The sequence below is a fragment of the Chitinophaga oryziterrae genome, from assembly GCF_009758125.1.
GTDB classification, from domain to species: domain Bacteria; phylum Bacteroidota; class Bacteroidia; order Chitinophagales; family Chitinophagaceae; genus Chitinophaga; species Chitinophaga oryziterrae.
This window is the reverse complement of record NZ_WRXO01000008.1, coordinates 76,394-93,254: the sequence shown is the minus strand read 5'-3', so window position 1 is coordinate 93,254 and position 16,861 is coordinate 76,394. Positions and strand designations below refer to the sequence as shown.

Sequence of the window (16,861 nt, the reverse complement as noted above, 5' to 3'; positions counted from 1 at the left end):
GTCAGAATGTAATTGTACTATATGTTGCTTGAGAGGAAATAAAGAACGATGAAAAAAATTCCAATATATAGTATTTGTAATTTGCATAATGAGGATAACCATGAAATAGTAGTTACTGATTTGCGTACTTATCTGCAATCTCTGCAATCGTTGGTATTTCCACATAGACATTCGTTTTACCAAATTTTGTATATCACCAGGCCTGGTGGTCGGCATGTAATAGATTTTGAAAGCTACCCGGTAGAAAAAGGTACTGTCTTTTTCTTGACCCCGGGACAAATTCACGAATGGATTTTTGATAATGACACTGATGGAATACTTGTTAATTTCGGTATGCCTTTTTTCAGCACTTTCCTGGCGAACAGCAATTATTTAAGCAACCTGTTATTCTTTTCTTTAAATGGTAAGCATTCTGTTGTTGGTTTTCCGGATGACGTCAGCGATATTGATTCTTTATTTCATCAAATGCTTTCCGAGTATAGGTTACAGGAAGAAGGATGTCTTGATATGCTTAGGGCTTTACTGTTGCAGGTTTTTATTCTGGCAAATAGGAAAAAACAAAGCCATGGACAACAAAAGTCGCCTTATCAATACAGTCAACTTATATCTTTCGAAAAGTTAATAGAGCAGTTTTATACAAAAAAAAAGTTGCCCAAAGAATATGCTGAAATGTTATTTATTACCCCTAACTATCTGAATACCCTTTGTTCAAAACTAACAGGTAGATCTGCCGGCGATTTGATCCGAAACAGGATATTGTTAGAGGCAAAAAGACTTTTAGTTAACTCCACGCTGTCTGTAAGTGAAATAGCGTGGGAACTCAATTTTGAGAATAATTCTTATTTCTCCCGCTTCTTTAAAAAGTATGAAGGGATCAGCCCTGAAAAATTCAAGAAGATAAAGCATAGCAACAAAGATCTGATATAACATAAACTCCTGCCTGAAATTTCAGTGTTTTTTAATAATAAGTAAAAAGGTACATCAATGATATAAATAGGGTAACTACCTCCTCCGGATGGTAGTTAATTTTGTTGCATAAATAACAAACGTGCAGGAATATGAATACAGATACCCATTCTGACATAGAAAGAGACTTCAAACCCAAAGGCACCATCGTGTTCATCATTCTTTTGTTGATGTTTACTGTGTTACTATGGTTCAGCGTGTATAATCTTCAACTGGAAAGGCATTAAGTTAATAACAGCCACTATTATGAATAAGTATGAAATAAAAACCATTTTACTAAGTAGCTCAGTAATGGCGGTATTCTTTTTCGCTATTCTTTATAATGCATTTGCCAGGAAAATAGATGTGCCGGCCTGTATCCCTTATAATGCCACTTTCCGGCAGTCAGCGATAAAGAAGGTGGATGATACTCATTACGAAGTATATATTATAGCCAGGATGTGGGCCTTTGATCCGGCAGAGATTATCGTGCCTGCCGGGAGTACTGTAGATTTTTACCTTACATCTGCGGATGTAGTACATGGATTCAATATTGAACGAAAAGGGGTCAACCTTATGGCCATACCAGGAGCAGTAAATAAGACAACTGTAAATTTTACTGATTATGGAACTTATAGAATAGTATGTCATGAGTATTGCGGCGCCGGGCATCATAATATGATGGCCCAGGTACTGGTAACTTATTTAAAGAAATGAAGAATGAATATATCAAAATCATATAAAAATACGATTCTTATTGGTCTTTTCATGCCTATGACGCTCTTTATATTGGGGGCCTATAATGGTGTGATGCAGACCCTTTACAGGGCCGGTGTTATTCATAAAACAGCGGTTGCAGGCATCAATTATTACCAGGGACTTACAATGCATGGAGTTATCAATGCGATTGTCCTTACCACCTTTTTTGCCGTGGTGTTCGGACATGTAATTATGAGTCATTATCTGAAGAAGGAGCCTCCCGGATGGTCTTACAGTATATCGATGATACTTATGGTAGGCGGTACCTTAATAGATGCTGTATTAATGATAATTGGCAAGGCCCAGGCCCTGTATACATTTTATGCGCCACTTAAGAATTCACCTTTATTTTATCTGGGTACATCTTTATTGATTGTAGGTAGCTGGGTAGCATTCTTTGGTTGGATTAAAATGTATAGCGACTGGAAGAAGGAACACCTCAATGCAAAAATGCCCATTGCCGTTTTAGGTACATTCGTAAATTTTACAATGTGGTTTATCAGTAGTATCCCTGTGGCATATGAATCACTGATATTGTTAATGCCCTGGTCTGCCGGTTGGACAAATGATATCAATGTGCCGCTTACCCGTATGCTGTTCTGGATGTTTGGACATCCTTTGGTTTACTTCTGGTTATTGCCTGCATATATAGCATTTTATACTATTCTGCCCAAAATAAGCGGCGGAAAACTATACTCTGGAAATGCGGCAAGGTTAGCCTTCCTGTTATTCCTGATATTATCTACTCCTGTAGGTGTACACCATCAGTTTAGTGAACCCGTAATGGGGCAGGGCACCAAACTTTGGGTAAGCATACTTACTTATGCTGTGTCTATTCCCAGTTTTATGACCGCATTTACTGTTGGGGCCTCTTTAGAGTTGGCAGGGAGAAAAAGAGGTGCCAGAGGGTTGTTTGATTGGATGGGGAAATTACCTTGGTTCCGATCTGAAAATTACTTGTTCGGATATTTTCTTTGCGGATTGCTGTTGTTCATTTTTGGAGGATTGTCAGGAATTATCAATGCATCCTATTCTCTCAACCAAATGGTGCATAATACTGGTTGGGTGCCGGGACATTTTCATATGACTGTGGCCGGACCTGTACTCCTGGTAATACTAGGTATGAGTATTTATATGTATAGCACTGTATCGGGAAAGCCTGTAAAATTTTTAAGCATGGTTACCATTGTTCCATACGTTTGGATGATTGGTGTGGCAATACTCTCACATGGATTAATGGCAGGTGGATTAATGGGAGAACCCAGGAGGACCAATATGGGGATGTCGTATACTAATCCGGCAAGCGATCTGTTTAACCCTCATTGGGTACCTACAGCAACAGTTACAATGGTCGGAGGTATCGTGATGGGAGTTGCGGCATCCATATATTTAGTCTGTTTTTTTGTTACCGCTTTGGGGAAAAGAACAAGGCAACCCGCAATTTCGCTGCCTGAATCAGAAGAATTGCATGAAGAAAAAACAATCCCACTATTACACAACATGAAGCCCTGGATTATTGCCAGTGTAATATTGATAATGATCACTTACATTCCTTCTTTAATAAATGTATTCAAATACAGCTCGCCTGTTCCCAACAAATTCAATGCAGAAAGTCCGGTAAATGAAGGCGGTAATAATGATGTGCATTCTCAATCTATGACAAATGAAAAAACTAAGTAAAAGGGCATGGGGGCTGTTTTTAGGTATCGCATTTATACTACCTGCGATGGCTTATGGTGCATTATACTGGTACAACTACCGTATTGCGGATATGCCTTATTTCCGTGAAAATTACAGTTTGCAAACCAGCCCCCCATATTATGCAATTCCTGATTTCTCATTTGTAAACCAGGACAGCATTTTGATTGACAATAGTTTTATAAAGAATAAAATATGGGTAGCACATTATTTTTTTACCACCTGTACTACTATTTGCCCAAAAATGATGAATGGGATGAATGTTGTACAGAAAGCATTCCCGGATAATGAATATGTTCGTTTTGTATCTTTTACTGTAGATCCCGAACATGATACCCCTGCTATTTTAAAACAGTATGCCCAATCCAGGGGCATACAAAGCAAACAATGGCAGCTATTAACCGGCGATAAGAAAAAGCTATACCAATATGCCCGTAAGGGATTGTTTATTGTGGCCACAGATGGCGATGGTGGAGAAGGTGATTTTATTCATAGTGAAAAATTGGTGCTGATAGATAACTCAGGGCATATCAGGGGATATTATGATGGAACCGAAAATAATGATATCCAGCTATTGATTAACAATATCAAGCGTTTGCTTGCCGAATAAGCTGAATTTATGAAGAGAAGATTTCTTAAAGAACATTTTACACCCGCCTGTATTGGGCTCTTATTGCTGCTTATGTTTAACAAAGCAGATGCACAGGTTGATGCTACATATGGGAAGCAGCTGTTTACTATCCGTTGTGCCGCTTGTCACTCTGTGGCCAAAGATGTGACAGGCCCGGCATTGAGAGATGTAGACAAGAGACATACAGAAGACTGGATTATAAAATTTGTGCATGGGTCGCAATCTGTTATCAAATCAGGGGATACTATTGCAGTTAAGTTGTTTGAGAAGTTCAATAAAACCATCATGCCTAATCATCCGGATTTAAGTAATAATGACATTAAAAGCATTATAGCCTATATCAAAGAGGAAGGGATAAGACTTGCCGTTTTACCAGCAGTACCCAAGGCCTTGGATGATGATAAACCCTATTCGGGAAAAAGCAGCCCTCTCCATCAGTTAATTTATTTAGATATTCCAGGTGAGCACCGGCCATTAAATTTTCGGGACCCATTCATTGCAGTATCCCTGGTTGGAGTAATTATATCCTTGGTTTTATTTCTTTTGCTAATTGTTAAAACTTATGATATTCTTGAGAAGTATAAACAATCGAAAGAATAAAAATATCCCGTACTTGCCCGGGCATATCGTCCGGGTAAATTTGTATAATCAATGCTCAGCCCAAGTATAAGTTTCCCCCGCCAATATTTTGAAACCATACACTTTTATCATGTAACCCTTACCTGAAAATAGCTATAGTTATTTCCAGCCTGCATTTACCCGGACAATACCTTCTTACTTTGACTAGAATAGGTGCCGGCAGATTGGCTCAGTGATTAATTGCCGGCTATAACGTCTAAGTAACAAATGTTACCGTCTGCCTTTTTTGCTGAAAGTACTTTTGTACAAATCAGAAGTTAATGAATACCACAAAGTATTTTGTAAGATTGGTGATGTTCCTGTTGATGGGAACAAACGGCTTATTATCAACAGCACTTGCGCAGGAAAATACACGAAATATAAGTCTTACAGAGGCCGTCTCAGCGGCCCTGGTCAATAACGGAGATCTCCATCAGGCATTGCTTGATGAACGCATTGCGGCATCTGATTATAAGCAAACACAAGCCATTTTTCTTCCGAAGGTAGATGTTTCTTATACAGCTATGAGCACGAACAACCCGCTCAATGCCTTTGGCTTCAAGCTACAGCAAAGAACCATAACACAGGATGATTTTAACCCCGCGTTTTTGAATCATCCCTCTGCTACACCTGATTATATGGCCAAACTGGAAGTATTGCAGCCATTGATCAATATGGATATGCTTTATCAGCGCAAGGGCGCTGAAAAGCAAACTGAGGTTTATCAATATAAAACACAGCACACTAAAGAATATTTAACTTTTGAAGTGCAAAAAGCTTACCTGCAACTGCAATTGGCTTATACCGCTGTAAGTGTCCTGGAAGATGCTTTGCGAATAACTAAAGATGTTTATACTTATACGGATAATCATTTTAAACAGGGCCTGATTCAAAAATCGGATGCACTGAATGCGCAGGTACAGGTAGCTACATTAACCAGTAATCTGGCTAAAGCAAACAGCAATATCCGCAACGCCTCGGATTATCTCAGTTTATTAATGGGTGAAAAATCAGGTACTGTATATAAAACAACAGATTCCATTACGGCAGCGCAGCAACTTCCCGCCCTGCCTCAAAATGTGGCTTCTTCAAGGGCCGATTTCATGGCTATGCAAAAGGCGATTGAAGCATCAGACCTGATGATCAAATCAAACAGGATGAGCTATCTGCCTAAACTGAACGCTTTTGGTAACTATCAATACAATGATAGCCGTTTGACTGGTTTTGCAGCTAATGCCTATCTCGTTGGAGTACAATTATCCTGGAATATTTTTAACGGTAACCGTACTAAAAACAGAATCACTACACAAAAACTGGAACGTGACAAGTTGGTCACGCAGTTAGCGGTTCAAAAAGATCAAAGTCAGTTGGAACTGGATAAAGCCTATCGTGACCTGGCTGATGCCCAATCAGAAATAAGGCGGGGTAACGCAGCCATTGAACAGGCTTCAGAAGCATTACGCATTTTGCAGAACAGATATGAGCAGGGGCTGGTCAATACCACAGATGTATTACTGGCTCAAACACAACTTTCTCAACAAAGGTTCTCACTGGCACAGGCGCAGTTCACTGCTAATGTGACCCTCGCCTACCTACAATTTTTAACCACAGGCACTAATAAATAAATTTCAGAAAATGAATAGCGTTTACATATCAAAAACAATAGCAACTATATGCGCAGGTTTGGGATTATTATTAAGCTCGTGTTCTTCACATGAGAATACGGATAATAAAACAAGCGCAGATGCCGCAATAGTCGTAACGGTAGCAACTCCTTCATCTGAGGGGCAACCGGAAGTGAACATAAGTGGTCAGGTTGAAGCCGAGGAAATAGCTGGTATCAGCACGCGGGTGATGGGGTACATTACTAAGATAAATGTAAAAGTAGGCGATAAGGTGAGTAAAGGACAATTGCTGGCTACTATCAGTAATCAGGATATACTAGCGAAAAGGGGACAGACGGATGCCATGATTACTGAAGCAGATGCCGCATATAGGAACGCGCAAAAGGATTTAGAACGCTTTACTAATCTATACAGGCAGCAAAGCGCTTCTGCAAAAGAACTGGAAAATGTGAGTCTGCAGTATACATCTGCTAAATCCCGGCTGGAAAGTGCAAAACAGATGCGCAATGAGGTAAACGCCACGCTGAATTATACCAGTTTAATCGCGCCATTTAGCGGCGTAGTTACTCAAAAGCTGGCAGACGTGGGCAACATGGCCAATCCCGGTATGCCGATATTAACACTTGAACAAAGCGGAAGTTACCAGGTAAGTGCGGCCGTTCCTGAAAATGCCATCAGCCGGATCCGGCAGGGATCGGTCGCCATCATTAGTATCAGCGCGGTGAATAAAACCATCAAAGGAACGATTACCCAGATCAGTCAGTCCTCACAATTTTCAGGTGGGCAATACATCATCAAGGTGCAAATTCCTGATCATGAAAAAGAGGGCTTGTTTGCAGGGATGTATGCGAATGTATCTATACCTGTGGCATCGTCAGTAGCCAGTGTAGTAAAGAATGATCAGGTGATGGTGCCGCTTTCGTGTATTGAGCATAAAGATGCATTGACCGGGTTATATACTGTTGGTAATAACAACACTGCATTATTGCGCTGGGTAAGACTGGGAAAAGTGGAGGGGGACCAGGTGGAAGTGCTTAGTGGTTTAGCCGCAAATGAACAGTTTATAGTTAATGCTGAAGGCAGGTTATTTAACGGTGCTGCTGTTCAAATTAAAAAATAATAGCGATGAAAAACGGATTTTCAGGGAATATAGCAAAGGCATTTATACAGTCGAAATTAACGATACTGCTGATGATCGCCTTTTTATTGATTGGCGGCTACAGCACTTTTTTAATTCCACGTGAGGAGGAACCGCAGATACAGGTTCCTATGGCCGATATTTTTATTGGTTACCCCGGAGCATCCCCCAAAGATGTGGAAACCAAGGTGGCTGCCCCGATAGAAAAAATGATCTCCAATATTAAAGGCGTGGAATATGTGTATTCTACTTCCATGCAGGGGCAAGCCATGGTGATTGTGCAGTTTAATGTGGGAGAAGAGGTGGAACGCTCACTGGTGAAACTATACAGTGAGCTCATGAAAAATATGGATAAAATGCCGCAGGGCGTTACTCTTCCATTGATCAAGACCAGGGCGATAGATGATGTGCCGGTATTGGGTTTAACCCTTTGGAGTGATAAATATGATGATTACCAGCTAAAACAACTTGGACAGGAATTGGCCAATGAAGTCAAAAAGATAAATGACGTTTCGGATGTTAATATTATTGGCGGCCGGAACCGTGAGGTTAAAGTAATGCTGGATAAAAATAGAATGGCGGAGAACCATGTAGACTTTTTATCCCTCAGTAAACAGATCCAGGGTAGTAACATGCAGTTGCCGGGAGGGACCCTGTTGCAAAAAGACACTGCCTTTTCTGTTGAAACCGGAAACTTCCTGACCTCTTCTGACGATGTGGGTAATTTAGTGGTTGGCATCAATCAGCAGCAACCCGTTTATCTGAAACAGATCGCAACAGTAGCGGAGGGTGCAGAAACGCCTAAGCAATATGTACTGTTTGGCTACGGGAAAGCGGATGCCGAAAATGCTCATACTTTCAATTCCACTTACCCGGCTGTCACTCTTTCCGTTGCCAAGAAAAAAGGAGCTGATGCGATGAAATTATCAGAACAGATCCTGGGTAAAGTGGAGCATTTGAAAAAGCACCTGCTGCCAGATGATGTTCACTTAACTGTCACCCGTAATTATGGGGAAAGTGCATCGGATAAAGTAAGTGAATTGCTGCTGCATCTGTTTATCGCTATCGTGGTGGTGACTGTGTTTGTGATGCTGGCTATGGGCTGGCGGGGAGGACTGGTCGTATTTTTATCGGTACCGGTAACATTCGCGCTTACATTGTTCTCCTATTATTTTATGCACTACACGCTCAACCGGATTACGTTGTTCGCCCTGGTGTTTATAACGGGTATAGTGGTCGATGATTCCATTATCATTGCCGAAAACATGCACCGTCATTTTAAGATGAAAAAGCTACCGCCATTACAGGCGGCCATCTATGCGATTAATGAAGTAGGCAACCCAACTATACTTGCTACTTTTACGGTGATCGCAGCGGTATTGCCAATGGCTTTTGTTTCCGGCATGATGGGCCCTTATATGAGCCCTATGCCTATAGGTGCCTCTATCGCCATGATACTATCCCTCATAGTCGCACTGACGTTAACACCTTACCTGGGCTACATTTTCCTGCGTGAAAAAGAAAATCATGGAATAGCGGATGAAGAAAGTAAACCGAAGTTACTGGAAGAAACCCGCATCTATAAAATATATCGCTCGTTCATTCAGCCTTTACTGGAAACCCGTTGGAAACGCTGGACGTTTATTCTGAGTATTGTCGCGATCCTGTTTGCTTCGTTATCCATGTTTTATACTAAAGCAGTTGCGGTAAAAATGCTGCCTTTTGATAATAAAAATGAGTTCCAGGTAGTAATCGATATGCCGGAAGGGACCACACTGGAAAAAACACAGGCAGTAGCGAAAGATATTGCCACCTATGTTGCACAACAGCGCATGGTTAGAAATTACCAGACCTATATCGGCACATCAGCGCCGATCAGTTTTAATGGTCTGGTAAGACATTATGATCTGCGCCGGGGCGATAATGTGGCCGATATCCAGATTAACCTGGTGGATAAAAAGGACCGGAGTATCCAGAGCCACGATATAGCTAAGGAAATGCGTGGAGCTATTCAGGATATCGCCAAAAAATACAATGCGAATGCAAAAATAGTAGAAGTACCACCAGGCCCTCCGGTGTTATCAACTTTGGTTGCAGAGATTTATGGACCTGATTATAATGAGCAGATCAGGATCGGTAACCAGGTAAAAAATCTGCTTAACAAAACCAATGATGTGGTTGATGTGGATTGGATGACAGAAGCTGACCAGCCGGAATATCACATAGAAGTTGATAAAGAAAAGGCAATGCGTTATGGCATTGTTACCGCGCAGGTTGCGGCAACAGTGAATGCTGCCTTGTCCGGCATGTCTGCAGGAAATATATCTCAGCCGGTAGCCTATACTCAAACAGCCATAAAGCTGCAACTGAGTGATCCCGATAAGAGCAATATAGACGATGTGCTGAACCTGAAAGTCATAGGTGTGCAGGGTAACGCAGTACCGGTAAGAGACCTCGTAAATGTTTCCCGTCAGTTGAAACCCAAAAGCATTTACCGCAAAAATCAGAAGGAAGTGGTGTATGTGCTGGCAGATATGGCAGGTCATTTGGAGAGCCCATCGTATGCCATATCAGATGTATCGGATCATTTAAAAAGTATCGAATTACCTAAGGGATTTTCTCTGAAAGAGGAATATACCCATCAGCCGGAACTGGAAGATAACTACAGTTTGAAATGGGATGGAGAGTGGCAAATCACTTTTGAAGTTTTTCGTGATCTGGGTATTGCTTTCGCTGTAGTGATCATTATGATCTATATTTTGATCGTAGGCTGGTTTCAGAATTTTACCGTGCCCTTAGTGATGCTTGCTGCCATCCCGTTATCATTAATTGGGATTGTATTGGGTCACTGGATGATGCATGCCTATTTTACTGCCACCTCTATGATCGGTTTTATCGCTTTGGCGGGTGTTATGGTGCGAAATTCCATACTACTTATTGACTTTGTAAATATCAGGCTGAAAGAAGGGATCCCTTTAAAGCAGGCGATTATTGAAGCGGGCGCAGTACGTACCACTCCGATCCTTCTGACGGCAGGTGCGGTGGCGCTGGGTGCAGTCATCATTTTGTTTGACCCGATCTTCCAGGGATTAGCCATATCGCTAATGGGAGGGACAATTACCTCTACTTTCCTGACATTAATCGTAGTGCCATTATTATACTTTAAGATGATGCGTAAAAAATCTTTAAAATCTGAATGATGAAACTATTTGTCGTAACCTCTTTAAAAGAGTATCTGGGTGATATTTCAAAAATATTTAATCAGGCCAATATTCGTGTTTTTAGTACAGTTGATATTATCGGTTACAAACAGGGGACGCCCAATAATCTCCTGGATGACTGGTTCGCCAGTGGCGAAGAAGATGTTGATTCAATGATGATCTTCTCTTTTACCAGCGAAGAAGGAGCAGATCATGGAATGGAGCTTATTATCGGCTATAATAAAAGGATTAAAGGAAATTTTCCGGTTAGGGCGTTCGTTCTGCCTGTTGAAAAATCTGTTTAACGATACAAATTAAAAAAATGAAAGAAAGAATAGTTCGTGCTGTTGCCGGCACATTGGTTCTTATAAGTATAATCTTAGCGTATACCGTAAATATCAACTGGCTATGGTTGGGCGCTTTTGTGGGTGTCAACCTGTTGCAATCTGCGTTCACTAAATTTTGTCCGCTGGAGATGATTTTAAAAGCCTTTGGTGTAAAGAATTAGTAGTCCATACGCCGTATGATTTAATAGTTTCTCTGAGAATTAAAATTGAATATAAAAACTTATCGTATGAATTTTTTCAAGCAATTATTTAGCGGTTCGCCAGCAATTGACCTGGCAAATGTTATTAAAGATGGTGCGTTTTTGGTGGACGTACGTACTTCAGCAGAGTTTGCCAATGGGCACGTTAAGGGATCGGTAAATATCCCACTGGATCAGGTAGCTTCACAGCTTTCCAGATTTAAGGACAAAAAAAACATCATTGTATTTTGCCAGAGTGGGGGCAGAAGCAGTCAGGCAAAATCTATTCTTGAAAGGAATGGATTTAACAATGTGATCAATGGCGGGAGCTGGAATAATGTAGCTAAATATTGCCAGGCATAATAAGTACAGACGGGAAGACTCTTCAGGGATACGATGTTCCAAATTGAACATTTACTATTAACTTAGATGTATGAATGAGTCTGCCCGTTTAGATTTTGTATTTGAACCTGCCTTAATGGAAGAAATTGAGGAGTTTGGAGAACTGCGGTCATTTAAAGATGGAGATATTATTATAGATTATGGTAAATATATCCGTATGATGCCACTCGTTGTTAAAGGCACTTTAAAGGTCCTTAAAAAGAACGATAATGGCAATGAGATATTATTGTACTATCTCTCCAGTAGTGAGACTTGCTCAATGGCCTACAGTTGCTGTCTTGAAGAGAAGAAGAGTGAAGTGAAGGCAATTGCAGAAGGTGATCTGGAAATAATCGCTATCCCGCATAATAAGCTGGATGAATGGCTTTGCAAATATCCAAGCTGGAAGAACTATATTTTGCGAAGTTTTAACGAAAGGTTTTCCGAACTCCTGAAATCTATTGAAAGCATTGCATTCCTTAAGCTAGATGAACGCCTGATCGCTTACCTGAAAGAAAAGAAACGGCTTTCGGGCTCAAGCGTTATCAAAGCTTCTCATTACCAGATTGCTGATGAACTTGCAACATCCCGGGTGGTTGTATCCCGGTTGCTTAAACTCCTGGAAAACGATGGGAAGGTCTTATTGTACCGTAATGAGATAAAATTATTAGAGGGGTTTAATTAAATATGGAGGACTTTCCTTTATAATAGCATATTACAGGCTATTGCGTTTCTTTACATTGCAGGTTCCGGTATCACAGCAGGTAGTATTGACAATTGCCTGGACAATGACCATAGCGCCCAGTATGCCGATCATCAGGATATGCATCTGTACTGCAGCTATTATTATAATTATACCGATAATAAATCTTATTATACGGAAGATATTCCAACCTTTTAATATTCTTTTCATGATCATGCCGGGTGTGTTTTTATTTCAACAAATATCCTTCATGAAAAAATAAAAGAAGGTGACAATAGTTACACAATATTAAATATAGTTAATTCCCTTTTTTATGATAGTGTGAAAAGATTTTAGCTAAAGACACAAGTTCACTTATAATGATTAGTCCACCCATAAATAAGAACGTCGATTTGTCCATACCCAGGAAAAAGACGATCATAATGGCAACAGGGATCAATAACATGCCATATCCTTTCCATCCCACAATACGTTGAAAGAGCGAAATGAACATCCCCCATATCAGACTATAAAAGAGACTTCCTGCAAGTAGCAGCAATACGAGTTGAGGTTCCTTTACAGGAGCGAGGAACTTATAAAATAGTACACACCAGAGAAATACAAGAATCAGATAAGTTAAAATAAAGGGCAGTCTTCTCATGCAATTATTGGATTGTAATATATAGTATCAGGGTAAACCCTGGAGGAACAATATACGCAGAGAAATTATTTTTTTGTAGCAAGTGCCGCCGGGAGGAATAAAAAAGGGAACAATACATTTAATTGTATCGTCCCCTTTTTCTTGTGCAGCAGAGCTGACAATGTCAGACTTTTATGAAGTAGATGCTGAAATACTATATCAGAACATCTTAATCGGATACTGCATGCCAGTTGCCTGCTCTGCCATTTGCCAAAGCTGCCGTGCAAGCTCTTCGTCCATAGCCTTTGGCTCAATAGTACTTTTAACAGGATAGCCCCTGTATCCGGCATCAGGCTCATAAAAATCTCCGCCTGCAACATCCGGAGATACTGCTGCGTACAAGGATGATAAAGCACCCTGCCATGGCTCCATATATCCGCCAATCTGTTTAATACCTTCAGCAGCGGCTTCTTCACTCATATGTCTTACCAGCTCTGTATTATTGGCTCCCGGTTGTGTTGCTACGGAAAGTACCTTGTCACCGGTGGCGGTTATCCTGCGGTGGAGCTCTACGGAGAAAAGTATGTTGGCAAGTTTGCTTCTGCGGTATTCGCGAATAGGGTTATAAGAGATTTCGGACCTTAGATTTTCAAAGTCAATTGCTCCGGAGAGGTATCCCATACTGCTAAGTGTTACAACTCTTGCCCCGGCAGTGGCCCTAAGCAGTGGATACAGGTGTCCTGTAAGCGCAAAATGCCCCAGGAAATTGACCCCAAACTGGAGTTCATATCCTTCTGTGGTTAACGTCGCAGGAGGGACTGCTACTCCGGCATTATTGATCAGCACATGTAATTGCTGATGTTTTTGAATGAAAGTTCCCGCAAATTTTTTTACTGATGTAAGGTCGGAGAGGTCGAGTATCCCTGGTTCCAGAGAACCGTTGCCTTTATGCTGCTTTATTCTGGTAATGGCATGTTCCGCATTCTTCTGGCTTCTGCAAGCCAGCACCACGTGTGCGCCTTTTTCATATAATACAAGTGCGGTTTCATATCCTATGCCTGTATTGGCGCCGGTGACGATTATTGTTTTACCGGTTTGGTCTTCGATATTGTCCTTTGTCCACATAGATATTGTTTTGTGATACAAAGATCTGTCAATGATGTATGCAGTTGTTCCGGGAAAGAAAGCAAAAACTACATCAATCAATCAATTTTTGATTGTCTGTATGCAGTAGGTGTGATGCCTGTCCTGCTTTTAAAAAAGCCTGAAAAATGATTAGCCGCTTCAAAACCCAGGCTCCAGCCTATGTCGGTAATGGTCAGGCTGGTGTTCCGCAATAATATCCGGGCTTCCTGTAGTATTCTGTCATTTATCAGTTGTGTGGTAGTTTGTCCGGTTATCTCTTTCAGGGCTTTGTTGAGGTGATTTACATGTATATTCAGCTGTTTTGCAAAATCAGATGGGGATTTCAGTAATATGTGCTGATTATTGAATGCAATGGGGAATTGACGTTCCTGTAATTCTGCAAACAGACTGGATATGCGTTCAGATGCCGTAGCACCGGAGGGAATGCTGCCGGAAGCTGGCTGCATCTTTTGCGCAGCATGTATCACCTCCATCAGCAGGTTGCGCAGGAGATCAAATTTATAAACATAGTCGCTTTGCAGCTCATTGAACATCCTTAAGAACAACTCATTGTATTGTACATGTTCAGTGGCATTTAGTAGTATAACTGCTGTATCTGCAGACTGAAAAACAGGATAGTCTTTAATGTTTCCAAATCTGTTGAAAAATGAAGCTGTAAATATGCAGAAATACCCTGTCTGGGTTTCGCCAATAAGTTCCCAGGAATAAGGGACCATCGGATTGGTAAACACAAGTACACTGTCTGTTACTTCAATAGTTTGATCCGCGTAGTGTATTTTACTATGCCCGGTAAGCAGGCTTACCTTATAAAAGGTTCTCCGGTTATAGGGGGCCTTTTTGTATTCCGGGGAAAGCAGACCATCAACTTTAAATACATTAAAATGTTCTGCTTCAATGATTGCTGGCATTGAAGGGAGAGCAGGAATTTTATTATAGAATGTTTGAAGCGCTACTATTGCAGACATGTAATAAAGGTACAAAATCAAAGTAAGGAGAATAAAGAGGGTTGCCTAGATGAACAGTTCCATAATAACCAGAATGGTTGCCGCCCAGGCATTGGAACTAATAAAAAGAGGGATTTTATAATTTCCGGAAATATTATCTGCTGATTATCATAAGGCAATAGGAGTTATATATGTATGTCGAGTGGTGTTAAACAACATAAATTTATTGTTTTACAATAAATTTATGTTGTTTTTTAAAAATTATTACATAGCTTTATCGCCTAAACCAGAGAATTTATGCGCGGACAAAAAACATTTACCATCACCAGCAAATTCGTGGGTATCATATTCTACCTGGTCATACTCACGTGCGTTATAAATGTTGTTATAAGGACCTATCGCCTCTTCGAGGGCGATGCCAATCTTGCCGGCACCTGGCACCAGGACCCTTTAAGTTTTGATGTGATGAGTTTCGGCCATCTGAACCCATCTACACAATTTCCCTACAGGTACTCTGAAGGCAAGCTGGCAGCCCTGCGACAGCCCCCTGATCATTATCAGCTACTCGTAGGCCATCGCTCACCGATCGGCTATTACGATTACTTCTTAAGTATACTTCTAACTGGCGCAGTCTTATATGGAATGTGGGAATTGCGGAGTATTTTCCGTTCAATTTCAATAAAAGAACCTTTCGCGGCCTCCAATGCCAGGCGTATCCGCAATATCGGCCTGCTCCTGATAGGGGTAGACATTGTAAAGATCATTAACTACATAATATTTGATTTCATGGCAAACAAGTATTTCAGCGGAGCCGAACTCTTAATACAGATCGGCAATGGTATCTGGGTAGGATCGTTGTTGCTTGCGCTCTCTGTGGTGTATCGCAGAGGGGTTGAAATCTATTCAGATAATCAATTGACTATTTAATTATGCCTATTATCGTCAATCTCGATGTAATGCTGGCTAAGCGAAAAATGCAGCTCACGGAATTGTCCGGGAAGATTGGCATAACCATGTCCAACCTGTCGATCTTAAAAACAGGCAAGGCCAAAGCCATTCGGTTCTCAACACTTGAAATGATCTGTGAGATATTGGAATGTCAGCCTGCGGACATCCTGGAATATGTGCCCGAAAAGGAATCTGCCAAATGAATACTCCATTCTTTTAATGACCATGAAAGGGATAGTGTTTCCTGGACTGTTGAACTTTTGAGAGGGAGATTAAGAATGCTGGGAGAGAAGTAAAAAAACAGATGTGGTTTTACCACATCTGTCGGTAGAAGTGATCACTAAGACTTATCCGATTAACTGATTGGCTGATATTCGAGAATAAGAACGCCGTTGTCGATCGCGCGCGAGTGTTTGAGCCCGAATTTCTTTAGTTCCCGGTTGTCATCGAAAAGCCTCAACCCGCCACCGATTGAGAGGGGATATACCATCAGCCGCAATTCGTCGATGAGGTCGTGGTGAAGCAGGGCCTTGACGAGGGTGGCGCTCCCATAGACGAGGATATCACCACCATCGGACTTCTTCAGCGCCGCGACGTCTTTGGCCACGTCGCGAAGGATATGGCTGTTGTTCCAGTCCACCTTTTGCAGGCTTCGGGATACAACATATTTCGGCATCCGGTTGATGGGATCCGCGAACCCGTCGCCGGTCTGGCCTGGCCAGTACGCGGCGAACACTTCGTATGTGGTTTTGCCCAACAGTAAGGTATCCACGCTGGAAAGCTCATCAATCTTGTACTTCCCGGTGTCCGGAGAGTGGTATTTAAACTGCCAGCCGGCATGAGGATGAGAGGTTTCATTGCCACCGGGCGCCTCGATAACACCGTCGAGGGTAATGAATTCGGTAACTATAATTTTTCGCATGATCTTTTTTGTAAAACTAGCGAACGTTGTTTGATGAAACGGGGGGAGAAAATGACAT

At 41.3% G+C, this 16,861-nt stretch carries 20 protein-coding genes; 15 read left to right on the top strand and 5 right to left on the bottom strand.

The features are described 5' to 3' along the window. Window positions 1-48 precede the first annotated feature (48 nt). From GO495_RS23375 to GO495_RS23315, 13 genes are all read left to right on the top strand, one after another. The gene (locus GO495_RS23375; RefSeq protein ID WP_157302300.1) at window positions 49-927 is read left to right on the top strand and encodes a helix-turn-helix domain-containing protein; all 879 of its coding nucleotides are present in this window, start codon (window positions 49-51) and stop codon (window positions 925-927) included. Between the two features lie 131 nt (window positions 928-1,058). After that, window positions 1,059-1,193, top strand: a complete 135-nt coding sequence (locus GO495_RS23370; RefSeq protein ID WP_157302299.1) for a cytochrome c oxidase subunit 2A — start codon at window positions 1,059-1,061, stop codon at window positions 1,191-1,193. Window positions 1,194-1,212: 19 nt separating this feature from the next. Further along, window positions 1,213-1,662, top strand: a complete 450-nt coding sequence (locus GO495_RS23365; protein ID WP_157302298.1) for a cytochrome c oxidase subunit II — start codon at window positions 1,213-1,215, stop codon at window positions 1,660-1,662. 3 nt (window positions 1,663-1,665) lie between these two features. Further along, entirely contained in the window at window positions 1,666-3,384 is a 1,719-nt protein-coding gene (locus tag GO495_RS23360; protein WP_157302297.1) for a cbb3-type cytochrome c oxidase subunit I, read from the top strand. Further along, complete coding sequence (locus tag GO495_RS23355) at window positions 3,368-4,012, top strand: SCO family protein (protein ID WP_157302295.1); 645 nt, start codon at window positions 3,368-3,370, stop codon at window positions 4,010-4,012. The genes GO495_RS23360 and GO495_RS23355 overlap by 17 nt, the downstream gene beginning before the upstream one ends. A 9-nt stretch (window positions 4,013-4,021) precedes the next feature. Next, complete coding sequence (locus GO495_RS23350; protein WP_157302294.1) at window positions 4,022-4,633, top strand: c-type cytochrome; 612 nt, start codon at window positions 4,022-4,024, stop codon at window positions 4,631-4,633. Between the two features lie 299 nt (window positions 4,634-4,932). Then, window positions 4,933-6,276, top strand: a complete 1,344-nt coding sequence (locus GO495_RS23345) for a TolC family protein (protein ID WP_157302292.1) — start codon at window positions 4,933-4,935, stop codon at window positions 6,274-6,276. 10 nt (window positions 6,277-6,286) lie between these two features. After that, a complete protein-coding gene (locus GO495_RS23340) occupies window positions 6,287-7,396 on the top strand; it encodes an efflux RND transporter periplasmic adaptor subunit (protein ID WP_157302290.1) in 1,110 nt (369 codons plus the stop codon). 5 nt (window positions 7,397-7,401) lie between these two features. After that, window positions 7,402-10,614: an efflux RND transporter permease subunit gene (locus tag GO495_RS23335; protein ID WP_157302288.1), complete on the top strand. Its 3,213-nt coding sequence runs from the start codon at window positions 7,402-7,404 to the stop codon at window positions 10,612-10,614. After that, window positions 10,611-10,919, top strand: a complete 309-nt coding sequence (locus GO495_RS23330; protein ID WP_157302286.1) for a hypothetical protein — start codon at window positions 10,611-10,613, stop codon at window positions 10,917-10,919. The genes GO495_RS23335 and GO495_RS23330 overlap by 4 nt, the downstream gene beginning before the upstream one ends. A gap of 17 nt (window positions 10,920-10,936) precedes the next feature. Further along, a complete protein-coding gene (locus GO495_RS23325; protein ID WP_157302284.1) occupies window positions 10,937-11,122 on the top strand; it encodes a YgaP family membrane protein in 186 nt (61 codons plus the stop codon). 66 nt (window positions 11,123-11,188) lie between these two features. Next, window positions 11,189-11,503: a rhodanese-like domain-containing protein gene (locus GO495_RS23320; RefSeq protein ID WP_157302282.1), complete on the top strand. Its 315-nt coding sequence runs from the start codon at window positions 11,189-11,191 to the stop codon at window positions 11,501-11,503. A gap of 70 nt (window positions 11,504-11,573) precedes the next feature. Next, window positions 11,574-12,206 (top strand): Crp/Fnr family transcriptional regulator, encoded by a 633-nt coding sequence (locus tag GO495_RS23315; RefSeq protein WP_157302280.1) that lies wholly within the window; start codon window positions 11,574-11,576, stop codon window positions 12,204-12,206. A 30-nt stretch (window positions 12,207-12,236) separates the two neighbouring features. On the opposite strand, the gene GO495_RS23310 is transcribed toward GO495_RS23315, so the two are convergent. The 4 genes from GO495_RS23310 to GO495_RS23295 all read right to left on the bottom strand — a co-directional run bounded on the left by GO495_RS23310 (window position 12,237) and on the right by GO495_RS23295 (window position 14,897). Then, entirely contained in the window at window positions 12,237-12,434 is a 198-nt protein-coding gene (locus tag GO495_RS23310; RefSeq protein WP_157302278.1) for a hypothetical protein, read from the bottom strand. Window positions 12,435-12,522: 88 nt separating this feature from the next. Further along, window positions 12,523-12,864 carry a hypothetical protein gene (locus GO495_RS23305; RefSeq protein WP_157302276.1) on the bottom strand — a complete coding sequence of 114 codons (342 nt, stop codon included), beginning with the start codon at window positions 12,862-12,864 and terminating at the stop codon, window positions 12,523-12,525. Between the two features lie 198 nt (window positions 12,865-13,062). After that, window positions 13,063-13,968: an oxidoreductase gene (locus tag GO495_RS23300; protein ID WP_157302275.1), complete on the bottom strand. Its 906-nt coding sequence runs from the start codon at window positions 13,966-13,968 to the stop codon at window positions 13,063-13,065. 77 nt (window positions 13,969-14,045) lie between these two features. Further along, the gene (locus tag GO495_RS23295) at window positions 14,046-14,897 is read right to left on the bottom strand and encodes a helix-turn-helix domain-containing protein (protein WP_205691312.1); all 852 of its coding nucleotides are present in this window, start codon (window positions 14,895-14,897) and stop codon (window positions 14,046-14,048) included. 333 nt (window positions 14,898-15,230) lie between these two features. Between GO495_RS23295 and GO495_RS23290 the strand changes: the two genes are divergently transcribed. Both GO495_RS23290 and GO495_RS23285 read left to right on the top strand, forming a co-directional pair. Continuing rightward, the gene (locus tag GO495_RS23290) at window positions 15,231-15,860 is read left to right on the top strand and encodes a DUF2975 domain-containing protein (protein WP_157302271.1); all 630 of its coding nucleotides are present in this window, start codon (window positions 15,231-15,233) and stop codon (window positions 15,858-15,860) included. 2 nt (window positions 15,861-15,862) lie between these two features. Next, window positions 15,863-16,084, top strand: coding sequence for a helix-turn-helix domain-containing protein (locus GO495_RS23285; RefSeq protein ID WP_157302269.1), 222 nt, complete (start codon window positions 15,863-15,865; stop codon window positions 16,082-16,084). A gap of 152 nt (window positions 16,085-16,236) precedes the next feature. Here the strand turns inward: GO495_RS23285 and GO495_RS23280 are convergent, their stop codons facing one another. Further along, window positions 16,237-16,803: a dihydrofolate reductase family protein gene (locus GO495_RS23280; protein WP_157302581.1), complete on the bottom strand. Its 567-nt coding sequence runs from the start codon at window positions 16,801-16,803 to the stop codon at window positions 16,237-16,239. Window positions 16,804-16,861 lie beyond the last annotated feature (58 nt).

What these genes read in the sequence shown, in the direction of transcription:
- GO495_RS23330 (WP_157302286.1), top strand. Translation starts at nt 10,611, where the DNA reads ATGATGAAACTATTTGTCGTAACCTCTTTAAAAGAGTATCTGGGTGAT.
- GO495_RS23345 (WP_157302292.1), top strand. Translation starts at nt 4,933, where the DNA reads ATGAATACCACAAAGTATTTTGTAAGATTGGTGATGTTCCTGTTGATG.
- GO495_RS23315 (WP_157302280.1), top strand. Translation starts at nt 11,574, where the DNA reads ATGAATGAGTCTGCCCGTTTAGATTTTGTATTTGAACCTGCCTTAATG.
- GO495_RS23340 (WP_157302290.1), top strand. Translation starts at nt 6,287, where the DNA reads ATGAATAGCGTTTACATATCAAAAACAATAGCAACTATATGCGCAGGT.
- GO495_RS23370 (WP_157302299.1), top strand. Translation starts at nt 1,059, where the DNA reads ATGAATACAGATACCCATTCTGACATAGAAAGAGACTTCAAACCCAAA.
- GO495_RS23290 (WP_157302271.1), top strand. Translation starts at nt 15,231, where the DNA reads ATGCGCGGACAAAAAACATTTACCATCACCAGCAAATTCGTGGGTATC.
- GO495_RS23325 (WP_157302284.1), top strand. Translation starts at nt 10,937, where the DNA reads ATGAAAGAAAGAATAGTTCGTGCTGTTGCCGGCACATTGGTTCTTATA.
- GO495_RS23360 (WP_157302297.1), top strand. Translation starts at nt 1,666, where the DNA reads ATGAATATATCAAAATCATATAAAAATACGATTCTTATTGGTCTTTTC.
- GO495_RS23280 (WP_157302581.1), bottom strand. Translation starts at nt 16,803, where the DNA reads ATGCGAAAAATTATAGTTACCGAATTCATTACCCTCGACGGTGTTATC.
- GO495_RS23310 (WP_157302278.1), bottom strand. Translation starts at nt 12,434, where the DNA reads ATGAAAAGAATATTAAAAGGTTGGAATATCTTCCGTATAATAAGATTT.
- GO495_RS23285 (WP_157302269.1), top strand. Translation starts at nt 15,863, where the DNA reads ATGCCTATTATCGTCAATCTCGATGTAATGCTGGCTAAGCGAAAAATG.
- GO495_RS23300 (WP_157302275.1), bottom strand. Translation starts at nt 13,968, where the DNA reads ATGTGGACAAAGGACAATATCGAAGACCAAACCGGTAAAACAATAATC.
- GO495_RS23320 (WP_157302282.1), top strand. Translation starts at nt 11,189, where the DNA reads ATGAATTTTTTCAAGCAATTATTTAGCGGTTCGCCAGCAATTGACCTG.
- GO495_RS23375 (WP_157302300.1), top strand. Translation starts at nt 49, where the DNA reads ATGAAAAAAATTCCAATATATAGTATTTGTAATTTGCATAATGAGGAT.
- GO495_RS23350 (WP_157302294.1), top strand. Translation starts at nt 4,022, where the DNA reads ATGAAGAGAAGATTTCTTAAAGAACATTTTACACCCGCCTGTATTGGG.
- GO495_RS23335 (WP_157302288.1), top strand. Translation starts at nt 7,402, where the DNA reads ATGAAAAACGGATTTTCAGGGAATATAGCAAAGGCATTTATACAGTCG.
- GO495_RS23305 (WP_157302276.1), bottom strand. Translation starts at nt 12,864, where the DNA reads ATGAGAAGACTGCCCTTTATTTTAACTTATCTGATTCTTGTATTTCTC.
- GO495_RS23355 (WP_157302295.1), top strand. Translation starts at nt 3,368, where the DNA reads ATGAAAAAACTAAGTAAAAGGGCATGGGGGCTGTTTTTAGGTATCGCA.
- GO495_RS23365 (WP_157302298.1), top strand. Translation starts at nt 1,213, where the DNA reads ATGAATAAGTATGAAATAAAAACCATTTTACTAAGTAGCTCAGTAATG.
- GO495_RS23295 (WP_205691312.1), bottom strand. Translation starts at nt 14,897, where the DNA reads ATGCCAGCAATCATTGAAGCAGAACATTTTAATGTATTTAAAGTTGAT.